At 72.0% G+C, this 17600-nt stretch carries 15 protein-coding genes, 1 tRNA gene, 1 pseudogene and 1 CRISPR repeat array; of the genes and pseudogenes, 12 read left to right on the top strand and 5 right to left on the bottom strand.

Annotated elements, in window-relative coordinates; translation table 11 throughout:
- Positions 1-5: 5 nt before the first annotated feature.
- Entirely contained in the window at positions 6-557 is a 552-nt protein-coding gene (locus DVR05_RS01110; RefSeq protein ID WP_116243875.1) for an ATP-binding protein, read from the top strand.
- A gap of 11 nt (positions 558-568) precedes the next feature.
- Here DVR05_RS01110 and DVR05_RS01115 read toward each other — a convergent pair whose 3' ends face one another.
- Both DVR05_RS01115 and DVR05_RS01120 read right to left on the bottom strand, forming a co-directional pair.
- Positions 569-1213 carry a response regulator transcription factor gene (locus DVR05_RS01115; RefSeq protein WP_116243876.1) on the bottom strand — a complete coding sequence of 215 codons (645 nt, stop codon included), beginning with the start codon at positions 1211-1213 and terminating at the stop codon, positions 569-571.
- Positions 1201-2430: a sensor histidine kinase gene (locus tag DVR05_RS01120; RefSeq protein WP_116243877.1), complete on the bottom strand. Its 1230-nt coding sequence runs from the start codon at positions 2428-2430 to the stop codon at positions 1201-1203. The genes DVR05_RS01115 and DVR05_RS01120 overlap by 13 nt, the downstream gene beginning before the upstream one ends.
- A gap of 202 nt (positions 2431-2632) precedes the next feature.
- Here DVR05_RS01120 and DVR05_RS01125 point away from each other — a divergent pair.
- Positions 2633-3394, top strand: a pseudogene (locus DVR05_RS01125) (RNA ligase (ATP)).
- Between the two features lie 45 nt (positions 3395-3439).
- On the opposite strand, the gene DVR05_RS01130 reads toward DVR05_RS01125, so the two are convergent.
- Entirely contained in the window at positions 3440-4537 is a 1098-nt protein-coding gene (locus tag DVR05_RS01130; RefSeq protein ID WP_116243878.1) for a nitronate monooxygenase family protein, read from the bottom strand.
- Complete coding sequence (locus DVR05_RS01135) at positions 4534-5133, bottom strand: flavodoxin family protein (RefSeq protein ID WP_116243879.1); 600 nt, start codon at positions 5131-5133, stop codon at positions 4534-4536. Before DVR05_RS01135 ends, DVR05_RS01130 begins: the two co-directional genes overlap by 4 nt.
- A 137-nt stretch (positions 5134-5270) precedes the next feature.
- Here DVR05_RS01135 and DVR05_RS01140 point away from each other — a divergent pair, with 137 nt between their 5' ends.
- The 4 genes from DVR05_RS01140 to DVR05_RS27820 all read left to right on the top strand — a co-directional run bounded on the left by DVR05_RS01140 (position 5271) and on the right by DVR05_RS27820 (position 8601).
- A complete protein-coding gene (locus DVR05_RS01140; RefSeq protein ID WP_116243880.1) occupies positions 5271-5867 on the top strand; it encodes a TetR/AcrR family transcriptional regulator in 597 nt (198 codons plus the stop codon).
- A gap of 289 nt (positions 5868-6156) precedes the next feature.
- The gene (locus DVR05_RS01145) at positions 6157-6360 is read left to right on the top strand and encodes a cold-shock protein (protein WP_116243881.1); all 204 of its coding nucleotides are present in this window, start codon (positions 6157-6159) and stop codon (positions 6358-6360) included.
- A 232-nt stretch (positions 6361-6592) separates the two neighbouring features.
- The gene (locus tag DVR05_RS01150; RefSeq protein WP_116243882.1) at positions 6593-8008 is read left to right on the top strand and encodes a DEAD/DEAH box helicase; all 1416 of its coding nucleotides are present in this window, start codon (positions 6593-6595) and stop codon (positions 8006-8008) included.
- Positions 8009-8319: 311 nt separating this feature from the next.
- The gene (locus DVR05_RS27820; RefSeq protein WP_369974483.1) at positions 8320-8601 is read left to right on the top strand and encodes a DUF2637 domain-containing protein; all 282 of its coding nucleotides are present in this window, start codon (positions 8320-8322) and stop codon (positions 8599-8601) included.
- 363 nt (positions 8602-8964) lie between these two features.
- Positions 8965-9969: a CRISPR direct-repeat array (repeat unit 29 nt; unit sequence GTGAGCCCCGCAGACGCGGGGATGGACCG).
- 260 nt (positions 9970-10229) lie between these two features.
- On the opposite strand, the gene DVR05_RS01160 is transcribed toward DVR05_RS27820, so the two are convergent.
- Positions 10230-10301: transfer RNA gene (locus DVR05_RS01160), tRNA-Arg, on the bottom strand.
- A gap of 129 nt (positions 10302-10430) precedes the next feature.
- On the opposite strand from DVR05_RS01160, the gene DVR05_RS01165 reads away from it, so the two are divergent.
- The 6 genes from DVR05_RS01165 (at position 10431) to thrB (ending at position 17191) form a co-directional block, all read left to right on the top strand.
- Positions 10431-10817, top strand: a complete 387-nt coding sequence (locus DVR05_RS01165; protein ID WP_116243884.1) for a response regulator — start codon at positions 10431-10433, stop codon at positions 10815-10817.
- Positions 10814-11896 (top strand): DALR anticodon-binding domain-containing protein, encoded by a 1083-nt coding sequence (locus DVR05_RS01170; protein ID WP_116243885.1) that lies wholly within the window; start codon positions 10814-10816, stop codon positions 11894-11896. The genes DVR05_RS01165 and DVR05_RS01170 overlap by 4 nt, the downstream gene beginning before the upstream one ends.
- A gap of 113 nt (positions 11897-12009) precedes the next feature.
- Entirely contained in the window at positions 12010-13395 is a 1386-nt protein-coding gene (gene lysA / locus DVR05_RS01175; protein ID WP_116243886.1) for a diaminopimelate decarboxylase, read from the top strand.
- Between the two features lie 65 nt (positions 13396-13460).
- Positions 13461-14747, top strand: a complete 1287-nt coding sequence (locus tag DVR05_RS01180) for a homoserine dehydrogenase (RefSeq protein WP_116243887.1) — start codon at positions 13461-13463, stop codon at positions 14745-14747.
- A 381-nt stretch (positions 14748-15128) separates the two neighbouring features.
- Positions 15129-16187: a threonine synthase gene (gene thrC, locus DVR05_RS01185; protein ID WP_198658986.1), complete on the top strand. Its 1059-nt coding sequence runs from the start codon at positions 15129-15131 to the stop codon at positions 16185-16187.
- Between the two features lie 41 nt (positions 16188-16228).
- Positions 16229-17191: a homoserine kinase gene (thrB, locus tag DVR05_RS01190; protein WP_116243889.1), complete on the top strand. Its 963-nt coding sequence runs from the start codon at positions 16229-16231 to the stop codon at positions 17189-17191.
- The last annotated feature ends 409 nt before the right edge of the window (positions 17192-17600 follow it).

Below are 17600 nucleotides of genomic sequence, written 5' to 3' on the forward strand. Positions count from 1 at the left end.
CACCCATGCCCACGCTCGTTTCCGTGCCCGCGCTCGCAGAGGACGACGACGTCCTGGCGGGTGTACCGGACGAGTACCGGCACTACTTCAACGGACGGCCTCCGGTGCCCTTCACCAAACGGCACTGGGAGTTCCCCGGGGAGCCCAGGAGCATCCGCCTGTGCCGGGCCTTCCTGGACACCTGCGCCGCCAGCCGCGACGGCGACTTCCGGTACGTCTTCTCCCTGCTGGGGACGGAGCTGGCCACCAACGCCCTGCGGCACAGCCGTTCGGGGGAGGAGGGCCAGACCTTCGTGCTCAAGGTGATCCGGGGCGCGAACGGACTGACGCTGGTCTGCCGGGACAACGGCAGACCCACGAACGGGCGGCCGGACGGGGGCCGGACGCTGGCCCCCGCCCCGATGGCGGGGGACCGGCTCACGGCGGAGAGCGGTCGGGGCCTGGCCCTGGTCGACAGCTTCGCCACCACCTGGGGGGACAACGGTCACCCCAGCATCCGCAAGGTGTGGTTCCACCTGGCCTACGACATGACCGGTAGCTCCTGGCCCGCCGCCTGAGCGGTGCTCGCCTACCGCTGTTCGAGGTAGGCGAGGACCGCGCGGACCCGCCGGTGGCCGGTGTCGGAGGGCGCCAGGCCCAGCTTCGCGAAGACGTTGCCGATGTGCTTGTGCACGGCGTTCTCCGTCACGACGAGCCGCCGCGCGATCTCCCCGTTGCCCAGTCCCTCGGCCATCAGCGCCAGGACCTCACCCTCGCGTGGGGTGAGCGACTCCAGCGGGTCGCGCGGTCGCCGCGCCAACAGCTGCTGGACCACCGCCGGGTCCATGACCGTACCCCCGTCCGCGACCCGGCGCAGGGCGTCGACGAACTCGCTCACCCTGGCGACCCGGTCCTTGAGCAGGTAACCGACCCCGCCCCGCCCGTCCGCCAGCAGCTCCCCGGCGTAGTCGCGCTCCACGTACTGGGACAGCACCAGGACGGGCAGCGCCTCGTGCCCGCGCCGGGCCTCGATGGCGGCGCGCACGCCCTCGTCGCGGAAGCCCGGCGGCAGGCGTACGTCCACGACCGCCAGGTCGGGGCGGTGACGGTCGACCGCCGAGGCGAAGGCGGCGGCGTCGGCGGTCACCTCCGCCACCTCGAAGCCGCGCGTGGACAGCAGCAGTTCCAACCCGGCCGACAGCAGGACGTTGTCCTCGGCGATCACGACGCGCACGGCAGCTCCACCCCGACCTCGGTCGGCCCGCCCGCCGGACTGTCCACCCGTACCCGCCCGTCGAGCGCGGCCACCCTGTGCCGGATCCCGGACACACCGCTGCCCCGGGTCTCGTCCACACCGCCCGAACCGTCGTCGCGCACCGTGACCCGGAGCGTGTGGCCGTCACGGGTCAGGCGCACGGTGATCGACTCCGCCCCGGAGTGCCGGGCCGCGTTGGCGACCGCCTCGGTCACCACGTAGTAGGCGGCGGTCTCCACGGCGACCGGAAGCCTCCCCAGGTCGTCGGCGTCCAACCGGGTCGGTACGGTCGTGCGTGCCACGAGCGCGGCCAGCGCTCCGGCCAACCCGCGGTCGGCGAGGATGGGCGGGTAGATGCCGCGGATCACCTCGCGCAGCTCCGCCATCGCCTCCTCCGTCCCTCGGTGCGCGTCGCGCAGGAGCGTGGCGACGGCGGGGTCGGCCTCGGCCGCCTCCACGGCCTCCCGGGCGACACCGAGCTGCATCGCGATGGCGACCAGCCGCGCCTGGGTGCCGTCGTGCAGGTCCCGTTCGATCCGGCGCAGTTCGGCGCCGTGCGCGTCGACCACCCCGGCCCGGGTCCGGCTGAGTTCGTCCACCCGCGCGGCCAGGACCTCGGCCTCCGAGGGGGTCAGCAGACGCACGGACAGGCGGGCGTGCAGCCGTGCCAGAGGCGGCAGCGCCCAGCGGGCGAGCACGTAGGCGACCCCCAGGTGGATCACCACACCGGCCAGGGCCGTGCCCCACCCGTCGACCGGGAGGCCGTACAGCGTCGCCTCCCACCCCTCGGGGAAGAGCCACCACAGCAGGGACCGCGCCGCCGCCAGCGGTGAGGCGGTCGCGACCACCGCCACCAGGCCGGTCCCCAGGCCGGAGAGGGTGAACAGCGGCATCCAGGTCAGGAGCCGCCGCGTGGTCCGCGAGCGCGGCAGCGACCTGACGTCGTCCACGGGGGCGAGCGCGGCCTCCGGAACTGCCACCCCCAGGTACGACGCCGCGTGGGCGAGGTGGGCGCGGGCCCACGCGCCCAGCACCCGGAACCACCGGGGAAGCAGGAGGAGCCCGATCCCGCCCGCGGCCACGGTCACCGCCACGGCCAGGGTGAGGGGAAGCAGCACCAGGGTGGCCATTGCCGACACGAGGGCCACCAGCAGGTACGCGTCCGATCGCCAGGCCCTCTCCCAGAGGTCCTTCATTCCGTGACCCTTTCTGTTCCGAACGTCCTTTTCACGGACAGTCTGTTGTATCGGGCGGGGCACGGCACTACAGCCCGCTACCCACTTCCGGTGGAACGCCGGCCGGATCGGAAGACCCGTTGCCGCGCGGCACGGGCCTCCCCACAGCGGACCCACCCCCGAAGCGCCGGCCGAGGGCGCTTCCCGACCGGGAAGGAACGGCATGTCCACCCTCCGGGCCACCGCCGAGCGGCCCACGATCCACCCGCACCCCGACGCGGCCGCGCTGGAACTCGCGCAGGTGGGTCTGTTCCGCGCGGTCGTCGCCAAGGGCAGGTACCGCACCGGGGACTGGGCCGTCTACGTTCCCGATCTCCCAGGGCATCGTGTGCGTGCCCGAACGTCTGGCGGACGTGGACCCGGCCGCCGCGCACGAGGCGGGGACCGACTCCACCGGGGAGCTCGGGGCACCAAGCGGGTGCCGGAGATCCCCGTGCACATGAGCGGCGAACTCGTGCCCGCGCCGGACCTCGTGCCCTGGATCGAGATCGGGAACGTCAAACGCCACCCCGACGTCTTCACCGGGGGAGAACCGGTCGTGGCCACGGAGAAGATCCACGGGACGGCCTGCCTGTTCACCCCGGTCGCCGGGACCGGGGAGGAGTTCGTCTCGTCCAAGGACTCCGGATCCAGGCGGCAGGGGCTGGCGCGCACGTGGGTGGACGCCGCCGAGCTGCACGAGCTGCTGGGGTCGGTGGGCCTGCCCGCCGTGCCGCGGCAGTTCGACGGCGGGTACGACCAGGCGGCGCTCCTGGCGGAGGCGACCGGGGCCGAGACGTGGAGCGGCGGGTCGCCGCACATCCGCGAGGGGCTCGTGGTCCGGCCCGCCCGGGAGCGGTACTCACCGGTCCTGGGCGGACGCGCCATCGCCACGTTCGTCTCCGACGACTACCTCACCCGCCGGGGAGGCACGGAGTACGAGTGAGCCGCCGGGGGGCGGGCACGACGGGGCCGTGCCCGCCCCCCGGGGCTACAGCGGACGGCCGAGCACCTTTCCTGCGTCGGCCACGAGTCCGGTCAGGTAGTCCCCTGCGGTGCCGCCGGAGGCGAGAAGAGCGGCCTGACCGGACCACAGGTTGAGCAGCCCGGGCCGCCCCGCCTCCGCGGCCCGGGCCCGGATCGGCAGCATGAGGTTGTTCTGCGCCGGATAGGGCGGGACCCGGTCCTCGGCGTCGGCCATCGCGCGTACCAGGTCGTTGGCGATCCCCCTGGCCGGGCGCCCGGAGAAGAGCCGGGTGAGCACGGTGGACTCCGCCTGTTCGGAGGCCAGCGCGGTCCGGTGCACCGGGCTCGCGCCCGACTCCTCGGTCCGCAGGAAGCCGGTCCCCACCTGGACGCCGTCGGCGCCCAGGGTGAGGGCGGCCGCGACACCGCGGCCGTCGGCGATCCCGCCCGCGGCGACCACCGGAACGGAAACGGCGTCGCTCACCTGGGGGACCAGGGAGAACGTGCCGACGAGCGATTCGCGCACCGGGGCCAGGAAGGAGCCGCGGTGCCCGCCCGCGTCGCTTCCGGAGGCCACGACCACGTCGCATCCGGCCTCCTGGAGCGCGCGGGCCTCGGCGACCGTGGTGGCCGTGCCGATGAGCGGCGCCCCGATCCGCCGGGCGCCCTCGACCAACCGCTGGGGCGGCGGGCCCATCACGACGCTGATCACCGGGGGACGGGCAGCCAGGACCGCGTCCACCTGGGCCTCGAAGTCCATCCGGGCGTTGACCTCGTCCAGGTCGGGAGGTGTGAGCCCGAACCCGGCGTAGTGGACGGCGAGTCGGTCGGTGTGCGCGGCCAGCGCCGCCGCGTCGGGAACGGGGCGTTCCTCCTCGGCCCGCGGAATCCACAGGTTGACGGCGAACGGCGCCGAGGTGGCCGCCCGGATCCGGTCCACCAGGGGGCCGATCCGCTCGGGGGCGGTGGTGTGCGCGCCGTACGATCCCAGGCCGCCGGCCGCGGAGACCGCCGCGGTGAGTTCGACCGTCGACAGTCCGCCGCCGAACGGGCCCTGGATGACGGGGTGGCGGATCCCGAGAACGTCCGTGAGTCCGGCGCCGGGCCGCCGGTCGGGGCTCACGCCGCCACCGCCGCACGCCCGCGCTCGAATCGGAGGGCGACTCCGGCGACGTGGGCGCCGAGGTGTTCGACCGTACGCAGGTCGCCGTCCCGGGGCGCCTGATCGGGGCCCAGGTCGGAGGGGGACTGGGCCATCGCGCCGGTGAAGCCGGCGAGCCGGTTGAGGTCGTCGCGGTCGCCCTGACTGGAGTACTCGCCGCCCGGGGCCAGACCGAGCGGGACCCAGATCATCCCGTGTTGGGCGGCGAACACCGCGAGGGCGCTGAGCGTGGTGTCCTTGTTGCCGTTGATCCCGGCGGAGTTGGTGAACCCGGCGGCGAGCTTGCCCTGCCAGCGGCGCTCCTGCCAGATGGGTGCGGTGGCCTCGGCGAACGTCTGGAAGACGGCGGAGCTGCCGCCCATGTAGGTGGGGGTGCCGAACACGATCGCGTCGGCGGTGTCGAGGGCGGACCACAGGGCCTCGTCGGGGGCGGTGACGTCGTGCAGTGAGGAACGGGCGCCGCTCGTGCTCGCGGCTCCCCGGGCGACCGCCTCGGCCTGGCGGGCGGTGTGGCCGTAGCCGCTGTGGAAGGCGACGGCGACTCGCACATCGTGCATGGGGGACTCTCTCCCTTGGTCGGGTGGGCTCGGTGGCCCGCGGTGGGACAAATATAGACGACCGGTCAACTATTTAGCAATGCGTGAGTGGCGCGCGACCTCGTCCGGATAGTTGACCGGACGTATATCCTCATCCCATGGGACGGACGAGCGACGCGAGGGAACGCATCCTGGACTCCTCGCGCAGACTCATGCGCACCCGCGGCTACACGGCCCTCGGTGTCGCGGAGATCTGCGCCGACGCCGGGGTGAAGAAGGGCAGCTTCTACCACTTCTTCGACTCCAAGCAGGCCCTGACCGTGGAGGCGGTCGACGAGCACTGGGCCGAGGAGCGCCGCGCTCTGGAGGCGGTCCTGTCCGACTCGGCCGACCCGGTCGAGCGCCTCAGCGCCCTGGTCGAGTGCCTGATCGGCGTCCAGCGCACCGATCACAGCGAGTCGGGCGCGATTCACGGGTGCCTCTACGGCAACCTCGCCCTGGAGCTGAGCGGACAGGAGCCGCGGGTGCGTCGGCGCCTGGCCGAGGTGTTCGACGACCAGGTCGGCATGGTCGCCCGCCTGGTCGGCGAGGCGCAGGAGGCGGGCCTGATCGGACGGGAGACCGGGGCCGAGGCGCTGGCCAGATCGATGGTCGCGCAGATCGAGGGTGCGGTGCTGCTGGCCCGGGTGCGCAACGACCCGTCCCCGCTGGACGAGGTCTGGCCGAGCGCGCGACGGCTCCTGGGCCTGACCTGATCCCTCGGGACGTCATCGGGCTCCACCGCCCCGCCGCCGGGAGTCCGACCCCGAAAACGCCGGACACACCAGGACGAACCGGAACCGACACATTTTTCCCTCGTTTCGATACCACACGCGCCGGTGCCCTTCGACACATCGATTTTCCGAGACAGGGAGATCATCGTGTGCTAGGTTCTAGGGAGTTGCAGTAGTGAGCCCGATGGATCCACATCTCGTCGGGAGATCACCGCGGTGACAGGAAAATCGTCATCTGCGGTTTTCTTCATTTTCGACGAGAGGTGCCAACATGGCGACCGGTACTGTCAAGTGGTTCAACAGCGACAAGGGCTTCGGCTTCATCCAGCAGGACGGCGGCGGCCCCGACGCCTTCGCCCACTACTCGAGCATCCAGGCCACGGGCTACCGTGAGCTGGCCGAGGGCCAGGCTGTGCAGTTCGACGCCGTCGCCGGGACCAAGGGTCCCCAGGCCGAGAACATCACCCTGATCTAGGGGAGTCGACACTCCTCCAGCGGTGGGGTCCGCCCTACGGGCGCCGGACCCCACCGCTTTTCTTTTTCCGCCGGATTTTCCGCCGTCGCTCCGCGACCGCACCGGCCACCCCGCGCCCCGGAATTCTCCGGGCGGGCGCGGGTATCATTTTCATTCATCCGGCGTCCCCGGTTTCCCCCTGCGAGGCCGAGAGGCCTCCCGCCCGGCGAACGCCGTCGGCGAAAGGCCACACATGAGTCATCCGTACCGCACCGGCACGAGCCGCAGCCGCCCCACCCGGGGATACGGCCGACAGCGGCCGCACGGCGGTCAACGCCCTCACACCAACGGTCGCGCGCGCACCGGCGCCGGCCCCTCCGGGGAGTTCGCGCTCCCCGTCACCGTCACCCCCGCGCTGCCGCCGGCGGAGTCCTTCGAGGCGTTGGACATGCCCGCACCGTTGAAGCGGACCCTGGCCCGACAGGGCCTGACCACCCCCTCCGAGATCCAGGCGGCGACCCTGCCGAACTCCCTGGCCGGACGCGACGTGTTGGGTCGCAGCCGGACCGGGTCGGGCAAGACCCTGGCCTTCGGGCTGGCCCTGCTCGCCCGGCTCGACGGGCGCACCGCCGAGCCGCGGCGGCCCCTGGCCGTCGTGCTCGCCCCCACCCGTGAGCTGGCCCAGCAGGTCACCGACTCCCTGGAGCCCTACGCGCGTTCGGTGGGGGTGCGCACCACCACCGTCGTGGGCGGTATGCCGATCCACCGCCAGGCCGGTGCCCTGCGTCGGGGCGTCCACCTGGTCGTGGCCACCCCGGGACGGCTGCGCGACCTGATGGAACGCGGCGACTGCGTCCTGGACCGCGTGGAGTCCGCCGTCCTGGACGAGGCCGACCAGATGACCGACATGGGCTTCATGCCGCAGGTCACCGCGATTCTCCAACAGGTCCCGGAGGACGGGCGGCGCATGCTGTTCTCGGCCACCTTGGACCGCAACGTGGACACCCTGGTCCGCCGTTTCCTCAACGACCCGGTGGTCCACTCGGTCGACCTGTCCGAGGGCGCCGTCTCCACCATGGAACACCACGTCATGCACGTGTCGTCCGCGAACAAGCGGGACGTCGCGACCCGGATCGCGGCCCGGGAGGGCCGCGTGATCATGTTCCTCGACACCAAGCGCGCGGTGGACCGGATGGCCGAGCACCTGCTCGCCAACGGGGTCCTCGCGGCTCCCCTGCACGGCGGCCGCAGCCAGCCGCAGCGGACCCGCACCCTCGACCAGTTCAAGAGGGGCGACGTCACGGCGCTGATCGCGACCAACGTGGCGGCGCGCGGCATCCACGTGGACGGACTGGACCTGGTGGTCAACATCGACCCGCCCACCGACCACAAGGACTACCTGCACCGGGGAGGGCGCACCGCCCGGGCCGGGGAGTCCGGCAACGTGGTCACGCTCGTACTGCCCAGGCAGCGGCGCGACATGACCCGGCTGATGGGCCTGGCCCGGATCGAGCCGCGCACCCTGGAGGCGGCCGTCGGGGACCCCGGGGCGGTCGAGGTGACCGGGGCGCGCGAGCCCTCGGGCGAACCGGTCACCGTGCGGTCCTCCGCTCCCCGGGAGCGGGCCCGCGGTCGGGCCCCGCGTGGGCGCCGCCGCCCGCGCCGCTGATCCGGAACACATCGGCCGGGCGCCCCGAGAGTCTCGGAGCGCCCGGCCCCCGTCCTGCTTCGGCGCCCCGTCCACGGGCCCGGACACGGAGGCTCGGGAAACCCGGTGTCAGGTGACCGGACACGAAGAACGCCGACCGTGATCACGGTCGGCGTTCGTGCTGTTCAGCGGTTGGTCTCCACTGGTCAGCCAGAGGTGCCCCCTGCGGGGCACGCGGCAGACGGAAACGCGCGGCTGGGCACCGAGAAGACCGTGGAGCCACCCGAGTACGGACGCGGAGTGCGTGTCGCGGAGAAGGACGCTGGGGAGTGGTGACCGCCCGATGGTCGCGCCGGACCACCGTCGCCGCTGTGCTGCTGCTGGCCGTGATCGCCGCCGTGGTGTCGTACTCGCACATGTTCGAGGTGGCGCTGCGCCACGGCGGACCCGTCTGGCACGCGTCCCCGTTCCCGCTGATCGTGGCGTATGAGCTGTTGATGCGGGAGTTTCGGGCGACGGGAGCGTACGAGGTGCGTTCGCAGCCGATTGGTCCGTCGCCGACGGGGAGCAGACCGCGGTGGGCTTTGGCCGTAAGGAGCGTTGGGGGCGGTTGATCGAGCAGCGGGGGCAACGGGATGGTTCGAGTCGTCGGCTTCGGTGGCTCGTGTCGTGTCGAGGTAGCCGTGGCCTTGGGGTGACCTGTGTTGCCGGGTATTCGTGCGGTTCGGAGGGTTTCGTTGGGGATCTTCACGGTGGTTGGGAGAGGTGTGTGCCCCGGAGATCCCTTGGCCCGCCTGATGGGGTGGCTTTCTTCCCGTGGCGGTCCCTTGGGTGTCATGAAAGGGTGTTGGGGGTGTCCTACTGGCAGGTGTTCGAGTTCGTGTTGTGCGAGGGCGGAACCGAGTAGTGCATGGTCCTGTCGCCGTTATCTGATGTTGCGGGAAGATAACGCTTGGCGTTGTTGCAGGTCATTTGCTGTGAGCCCCGCAGACGCGGGGATGGACCGCGAATGGCTCCCTCCAGGGGGAGGGGGCCGACGTGAGCCCCGCAGACGCGGGGATGGACCGACGCCCGGTGCCGAATCGGCGGGACCGCAGGTGTGAGCCCCGCAGACGCGGGGATGGACCGGCGCAACGCAGCGGGCCGCCCTGGCAGTCCAGGTGAGCCCCGCAGACGCGGGGATGGACCGGTGGCCGACCACAGCTGTGATGCCGTCCGCTAGTGAGCCCCGCAGACGCGGGGATGGACCGCTCACACGCTTCATCAGATTCTGGATGACGTCGTGAGCCCCGCAGACGCGGGGATGGACCGGCACCGGGAAGGTCGGCTGATGGGGAACACCAGTGAGCCCCGCAGACGCGGGGATGGACCGTCCATCACCCGCGTCACCCGGCTGGGTGGGACGTGAGCCCCGCAGACGCGGGGATGGACCGATCCGCATCTGGACCGCCGACGGCCACTACACGTGAGCCCCGCAGACGCGGGGATGGACCGTCCGCGTCTACCCCGGGCACGCCACCACCGGGGTGAGCCCCGCAGACGCGGGGATGGACCGTTGTGATCTAGACCGTTAATCGCTGCCTTAACGTGAGCCCCGCAGACGCGGGGATGGACCTGGAGGGCGGACGAGGACGAGGAATCCGCGTCCGGTGAGCCCCGCAGACGCGGGGATGGACCGACGTCGTCACCTCCCTTGTAGAAGAGCCGGGGGTGAGCCCCGCAGACGCGGGGATGGACCGGTCCTGTGGCTCTGGTTCCTGTTCGCCGAGAAGTGAGCCCCGCAGACGCGGGGATGGACCGCTGGTCGACGTCGCCGCCCATTACGGGATCGAGTGAGCCCCGCAGACGCGGGGATGGACCGACCTACGGCAAGTGGGCGCGGGACGCTATCAGTGAGCCCCGCAGACGCGGGGATGGACCGGCGGTACCCACGTTGGGGATGGGCTCGTGTAGGTGAGCCCCGCGCATGCAGGGATGCCTGGGGTCAGCGGTTGGAGCACCTCAACCATTGACGTTGGCGGTGGAGCTGGAGGAGGTTCCCGAGGGGCGCTACGGCGTCTCTTCGAGGCGTTCCGGCTGGAGGCCGTCTACGACAAGCGGTCCAACCGCGCACACATCCGGGTCACCCTCGCGGGGGAGGCCCTGGAGGAGTCCGTTCAGGCGGCCAGACAGGTCGCCGACGCCGGAGAAGGATCAGAAATGAAGAGATGGGAACCCTCGAAGAGTGTTCCCATCTACCAAGTGCCCCCTGCAGGATTCGAACCTGCGCACACGGCTCCGGAGGCCGTTGCTCTATCCCCTGAGCTAAGGGGGCGCGCTGCGAGAACAACTGTAGCAGGGGCTCCGCGCGGTTCGTCCAATCGAAGGGCCGCGCCCCCCGCGCACCGCGCCGATCGAGCAATCCAGTGGTGCCCTGTCGTCCCACAGCGGTAGTGTCGCGCCCGTGAACGCCCTACCCGCACGGGTTCTCGTCGTCGAGGACGACGAGGTGATCCGGGAACTGATCCGACTGAACCTCGAACTGGAGGGGTTCGAGGTCTTCACCGCGGTCGACGGGCAGGACTGCCTCGACCGCGTCGGACACATCGACCCGCACGTCGTCACGCTCGACGTCATGATGCCCCGCCTGGACGGCTGGGCCGCGGCCGAGTCCCTGCGCGCCGACGCGCGTACCCGGGACTGCAAGCTCGTCCTGGTCACCGCCCGGGCCCAGGGGGACGACCGTCGGCGCGGGGACCGGATCGGCGTCGACGCCTACGTCACCAAGCCCTTCGACCCCGACGACCTGGTCGACGTCATCCGGGGCTTCGTCGGCGGAGACGACGCGTGACCCCCCAGGCGCTGGAAGCCGCGCTGCGCCTGGCAGCGGCGCGCGCCTTCGACCTGGCCCCCGACGACGTCCCCTTCGTGTGGCCGCGGGGCGACCACGCCGAGGAGGGCGCAGACGCGGCGAGCGCGCTGCCGCCCCGGCTCGTCTCCCTGGTCGACGGCGGGGCCCGGCGTTCCCGGCCGCCGGCGGTCGCCGGACGCGTCACCGCCGAACTGTCCCTCATGCGTGACGAGGGTCTGGTCGACTTCGCCCGCCTGGCGGGGGACGGGCGCGGGTTCGTCAACCTCACCTTCACCGACGCGCAGCGTCAGGACCTCCTGACCGCGGCGGCCGACGGACCCCGCTTCCTCACCGGTCGGGCCTGGGACGGGGCGGGGCGGTGGCCCTCCACCCCGCTGCACGAGGCCGGTCCCGTGGCCCAGGCGCGCCGCCTGGCCAGGGCGGACGCGCGGAAACGGCTGGCCCTGGCGGTCGGGGAGGCGTCCCCTCCGCCGGGCCCCGACGGAACCGAGGTCTCCTGGCGCGACCCCTACCTGGACGAGGACCGCGTGGAGCTGATCACCCCCGCCGCACGGCTCCTCGGCGCCATCGGCGAGGCCAGCGCGCGCGTCGCCTTCTGCCGCTCGATCCCCGAACGGCCCAGGGAGGCCGAGACGACCGGCCGCGACCTGCCCGTCCTCCCCTCGGCGGACCGTCCCGGAGCCTGGGCGCGCCTCACCGACGCCAACCCCGCCTTCCGCCTGCGCTATGCCCACGCGCACGCGGTCAGCCGCGCGCGCTGGGCCCGGGAGGGGGCGACCCAGCCCACCCCCTGCCCCCGCCACACCGCCGGGGTGCGCCGACTCCTCTTCGACGGCGCCAGCGCGGTGGACACGGCGGCGCGCCGAGAGGAACCCCATATCCTGGTCAGATACCTGGAGGCACTGGCCAGTGCCTACGATGAGTGGCGAACGTGCCCCGCAGCCGATCCCGAAGGGGCGGAGGGGGCCGCCGTGGACCCGGCGCTGCCAGCCGCCGTCGCCGGGGTCCTGCGCACCGGGCTCTTCCTGCTCGGGGTGTCGGCGCCCACAAGGCTGTAGACATCCCACCCGCCCGCCGGGCCGACCCAACTCCTTTGTCCCTACCGGGTAAGTGGACAATAGGAGCGGGGCCTCCGCCGCCAGCACAGCCGCATCCCAGCCGAAAGCCCATCATGAGCCGCTACGCCCACCCCGCCGGATCACGCCACGCGGAGATCCTGCCGGAGGACAACCCGCCGATGCCGCCCGAGGACCTCAACGCCCTCGACCCCCGGGTGTGGCCCGCCACCGCCCGGCGCGCGGACGGCGAGCTCGCCGTCGGCGGCGTCGGAGTGCGCGAACTCGCCGACGCGTACGGCACCCCGCTCTTCGTCATGGACGAGGAGGACTTCCGGGGCCGCGCCCGCGACTATCGCGACGCCTTCAGCGACGCCGACGTCTACTACGCGGGCAAGGCCCTGCTGACCAAGGCCGTCGCGCGCTGGGTGGCCGAGGAGGGCCTCAAGCTCGACGTGTGCTCCGGGGGTGAGCTCGCCGTCGCCCTGGCCGCGGGCGTCCCCGCCGAGCGGGTGGGCATGCACGGCAACAACAAGTCGACCGCGGAGCTGCGCCGCGCCGTCGAGGTCGGCGTCGGCCGTGTCATCATCGACTCCCTCGACGAGATCGAGCGTCTGGCGGCCGTCGCCGCCGAACTCGACCGCCGCCCCCAGGTCCTCATCCGCGTCACCACCGGTGTCGAGGCCCACACCCACGAGTTCGTCGCCACCGCGCACGACGACCAGAAGTTCGGCTTCGCGCTGAGCACCGGAGCCGCCGCGGAGGCCGTCCGCCGCGTGCTCGGCGCACCCCACCTGGACCTGGTCGGGCTGCACTCGCACATCGGATCGCAGATCTTCGACACCTCCGGCTTCGAGGTCGCCGCCCGCCGCCTCACCCGCTTCCTCACCGGCATCCACCAGGACCTGGGCGTCACCCTCGCCGAACTCGACCTCGGCGGCGGTCTCGGCATCGCCTACACCTCCGGCGACGACCCGCTCGACCCCAAGAGCATCGCCGAGAGCCTCACCGCGATCGTGCGCCGCGAGTGCGAGGAGGCCGGGCTGCCCGTGCCGCGCATCGCGGTCGAGCCGGGCCGGGCCATCGCCGGCCCCGCCGGGATCACCGTCTACGAGGTCGGCACCGTCAAGGACGTCGAGGGCATCCGCACCTACGTGAGCGTCGACGGCGGTATGAGCGACAACATCCGCACCGCCCTCTACGGCTCCGAGTACACCAGCCAGCTGGTGTCCCGCGAGAGCGACGCCCAACCCATGCTCTCCCGCCTGGTCGGCAAGCACTGCGAGAGCGGCGACATCATCGTGCACGACCTCTACCTGCCCGCCGACCTCAGGCCGGGCGATCTGGTGGCCGTCGCCGCCACGGGCGCCTACTGCTACTCCATGGCGAGCAACTACAACCACCTGCCCCGTCCCGCCATGGTGGCGGTCCGGGACGGGAAGGCGAGGGTCATCGTGCGCAGGGAGACCGAGGAGGACCTCCTCCGGCTCGACGTAGGCTGAACCGGCCGCCGACGCGGCGCGGCCGCGCGACGGTAGGACACGAGAGAAGTGGGAGTCACGCCCAAATGGCGATGAAGGTGGCGCTGCTCGGATGCGGCGTTGTGGGCGCGGAAGTCGTCCGCCTGATCGAGGAGCAGTCCGACGAGCTGGCCGCGCGTGTGGGCACGCCGATCGAGGTCGGAGGCATCGCGGTCCGGCGTCTGGACCGGGACCGGGGTGTCGATCCGGCACTGCTGACCACCGACGCCACGGCCCTGGTCACCCGGCCCGACATCGACCTCGTCGTGGAGGTGATCGGCGGGATCGAACCGGCGCGCTCGCTCATCCTCGCCGCGATCAAGGCGGGCAAGTCCGTGGTGACCGCGAACAAGGCGCTGCTGGCCGAGGACGGTCAGACGCTGCACACGGCCGCCCGTGACGCGGGGGTGGACCTGTACTACGAGGCCGCCGTGGCCGGCGCGATCCCGCTGCTGCGTCCGCTGCGCGACTCCCTGGCGGGGGACCGGGTCAACCGGGTGCTCGGCATCGTCAACGGTACGACGAACTACATCCTCGACCGGATGGACTCCCTGGGCGCCGGGTTCACCGAGTCGCTGGAGGAGGCCCAGGCCCTGGGGTACGCCGAGGCCGACCCGACCGCCGACGTCGAGGGCTTCGACGCCGCCGCCAAGGCCGCCATCCTCGCCCGTCTGGCCTTCCACACCCAGCGCGTCACCGCCGCCGACGTCCACCGCGAGGGCATCACGTCGGTGTCGGCCGCCGACATCGCCAGCGCGCGCGCCATGGGCTGCGTCGTCAAACTCCTGGCGATCTGCCAGCGTTCGGAGGACGGGGAGTCCGTGGGCGTGCGCGTCCACCCGGTGATGCTCCCGGTCGAGCACCCGCTGGCCAGTGTCAAGGAGGCCTACAACGCGGTGTTCGTCGAGGCCGAGTCCGCCGGAAGGCTCATGTTCTACGGTGCGGGGGCCGGTGGCACGCCCACCGCCAGCGCCGTGCTCGGTGACATGGTGGCCGTGGCGCGCAACCGGCTCGCCCACACCCACGTGGCCGAGGGAGCGCACGACACCGGGCTTCCCGTGCATGACATGGGCCACACGATCACCAGCTACCACGTCTCCCTGGACGTCGCGGACCGACCGGGTGTCCTGTCCAAGGTCGCCGAGGTCTTCGCCGACCACGGGGTCTCGATCAAGAACGTGCGTCAGGAGGGCAGCGGCGAGGACGCCCAGCTGGTCCTGGTCAGCCACCCGGCCCCGGACGCCGCGCTCAGCAGCACCGTGGAGCGCCTGCGCGGCCACGAGCTGGTACGCGAGGTGGCCAGTGTGATGCGCGTGGAGACCTTCGCCGACTGACCGCGCCCGTCCTGGGTGCGGTCACCCCAGGGGGTTGCCGTTCGGGCGCGGGCAGGGTGCTGCACGACGAGTCGAGCCGCGTGGCGAGGAACGAGCGATAGGCGAAGACGAGGATGAGGCATCCCTGCCTTCGGGGCGCCCGAACACGGGCTGAAGCACAGCGGAAGCCCGAAGAGACATGGCCCCGGGGCGGCCGCCCCGGGGCCGGTGAGCCGTACCCGCCTGTCCGGATGGTGAGACATCCGACCGCGATTCGAGATAGTTCGGGCGGCGTCATAGACTCGTAGCTGGTGACGGCGATCCCGCGACGGCGATCGCCCCGCCGAGTCCATCTGCGCGTCAAGCGAAGCCGCATCCACCCGAAAGGGAACAGTCGTGAGCATGGCACGGGCGTGGCGAGGGGTCGTCGAGGAGTACCGCGACCGCCTCCCCGTCAACGAGAACACCCCCGTCGTCACCCTTCAGGAGGGCGGCACGCCCCTGCTCCCGGCCACGCGGGTGTCCGAGCTGACGGGTTGCGACGTCCACCTCAAGGTCGAGGGCCTCAACCCCACCGGTTCCTTCAAGGACCGCGGCATGACCATGGCCATCACCAAGGCCGCCGAGGAGGGCGCCAAGGCCGTGATCTGCGCCTCCACCGGCAACACCAGCGCCAGCGCCGCCGCCTACGCCATCCGCGCGGGCATGACCTGCGCTGTGCTGGTGCCGCAGGGCAAGATCGCCATGGGCAAGCTCGCCCAGGCCCTGGTCCACGGCGCCCGCCTGCTCCAGGTGGACGGCAACTTCGACGACTGCCTCGAACTGGCGCGCAAGCTCAGCGTCGACTACCCGGTCGCCCTGGTGAACTCGGTCAACCCCTACCGCCTCCAAGGGCAGAAGACCGCCGCCTTCGAGATCGTCGACGCCCTCGGCGACGCGCCCGACGTCCACTGCATCCCGGTGGGCAACGCGGGCAACATCAGCGCCTACTGGATGGGCTACACCGAGTACGCCGAGGACGGTGTCGCCACCCGACGTCCGCGCATGTTCGGTTTCCAGGCCAGCGGCTCCGCCCCGATCGTCGACGGCGCGCCCGTCACCAGCCCGAGCACCATCGCCACCGCGATCCGCATCGGCAACCCCGCCTCCTGGAAACTCGCCGAACAGGCCCGGGACGAGTCCGGCGGCCTCATCGACAAGGTGACCGACCGCGAGATCATGGCCGCCTACAAGCTCCTCGCCGCCGAGGAGGGCGTGTTCGTCGAACTCGCCTCCGCCGCCAGCGTCGCCGGTCTGCTCAAGGCAGCCCAGGCCGGGCGGGTCCCCGGCGGCAGCCGGGTGGTGTGCACCGTCACCGGTAACGGCCTCAAGGACCCCGACTGGGCCCTGGCCGGAGCCTCCTCCGCCACGACCGTCCCGGTGGACGCCCGAGCCGCAGCCGAGGCCCTCGGACTCGTCTGACGGCCCCGGGGAATCCCCGCAGAAGGAACCACGGAACCACGATGACCCCACCGCGCCCCGCACGGGTGACCGTCCACGCCCCGGCCACCAGCGCCAACCTCGGCCCGGGCTTCGACGCCCTCGGCCTCGCCGTGCAGCTGTACAACCGGTTCGACGCCGCCCCGCGCGACGACGACCGGATCAATGTCGAGGTCACCGGCGAGGGCGCGGGGGAGGTTCCCCTCGACGAGCGCCACCTGGTGGTGCGCGCCATGCGCGAGACCTTCGACAGGGTCGGGGAGAAACTGCCCGGGATCGACCTGACCTGCGTCAACAACGTCCCGCACGCGCGCGGGCTCGGCTCCTCCTCCTCGGCGATCGTCGGCGGTGTCGCCGCGGCGGCCGCCCTGTTGGGCCGGACCGGTCCGGACGGGGGCCCGGACCGGGACTGGATCTACCGGATCGCCGCCGACATCGAGGGCCACCCGGACAACGTGGCCCCCTGCGTGTACGGCGGCTACACCGTCGCCTACCGGGACGCGGAGGGCTGGGGGGCGGTCTCGCTCGCTCCGGACGCCCGGATCCTGCCCGTCCTGTGCGTCCCCTCGTGGCGGCTGTCCACCGAACGCGCGCGCGGCCTGCTCCCCGAGCGGGTCACGCACGCCGACGCGTCCTTCAACGCGGGGCGTTCCGCGCTCATGACGGCGGCCGTTTGTGGCCACCCCGAGGTTCTGTACGCGGCCACCGAGGATCGGCTACACGAGTCCTACCGGGAACCGGCCATGCCGCGCACCCTCGAACTCATTCGTGACCTGCGCGAACGCGACGGGCTGCCCGCGGTGGTCTCCGGTGCGGGGCCGACGGTGCTCGTCCTGTGCGCCGTGTCGGAGGGCGAGGCGGGCGCGGATTCGCCGGAAATCGCCCACCAGATTGATTTGATCGCTCGGCGGGCGGGTAATGATTGGGACATACGCCCCCTGCGCGTCGAGCCGGCGGGGGTGCGGACCCCATCTCCCCATCCGTAGCACCTGTGTTGAGGAATAGCCGTGGCCTCTGGTGATGTTAGGCTAGGTGAAGCACCAGATGCCCCGTTGCGGGGCGAGTGCTCATCCGCCACAGCGGCTTCCGCGACCCATACTCCGACGGTCTGGTCTGATGACCGTTCGGAGGCGGCGGTCACTGTGTCGAGTCAGCGGTTTCCCCGCGACTGTGCCTACGTCACCAAAGTCAGCACCTCCTCTTCGGATGAGCGTGTCACCACGGTTGACGGGCATCACCACCGAGCCATCCGCCCCGACGTCTGGCTGTACCCAGAGCCCGCCGCGATTGGGTAGGGGACCGTCATCCGCCGGTTTCCAGCATCCACGTGGGGCAAGCCCTACCCGGCCCCTGCCGGATAGCACCACCGGGCCGGCCGCTCAAGCACCCGCTGAC

Source organism: Nocardiopsis sp. FIRDI 009 (genome assembly GCF_003386285.1).
Classification (GTDB): domain Bacteria; phylum Actinomycetota; class Actinomycetes; order Streptosporangiales; family Streptosporangiaceae; genus Nocardiopsis.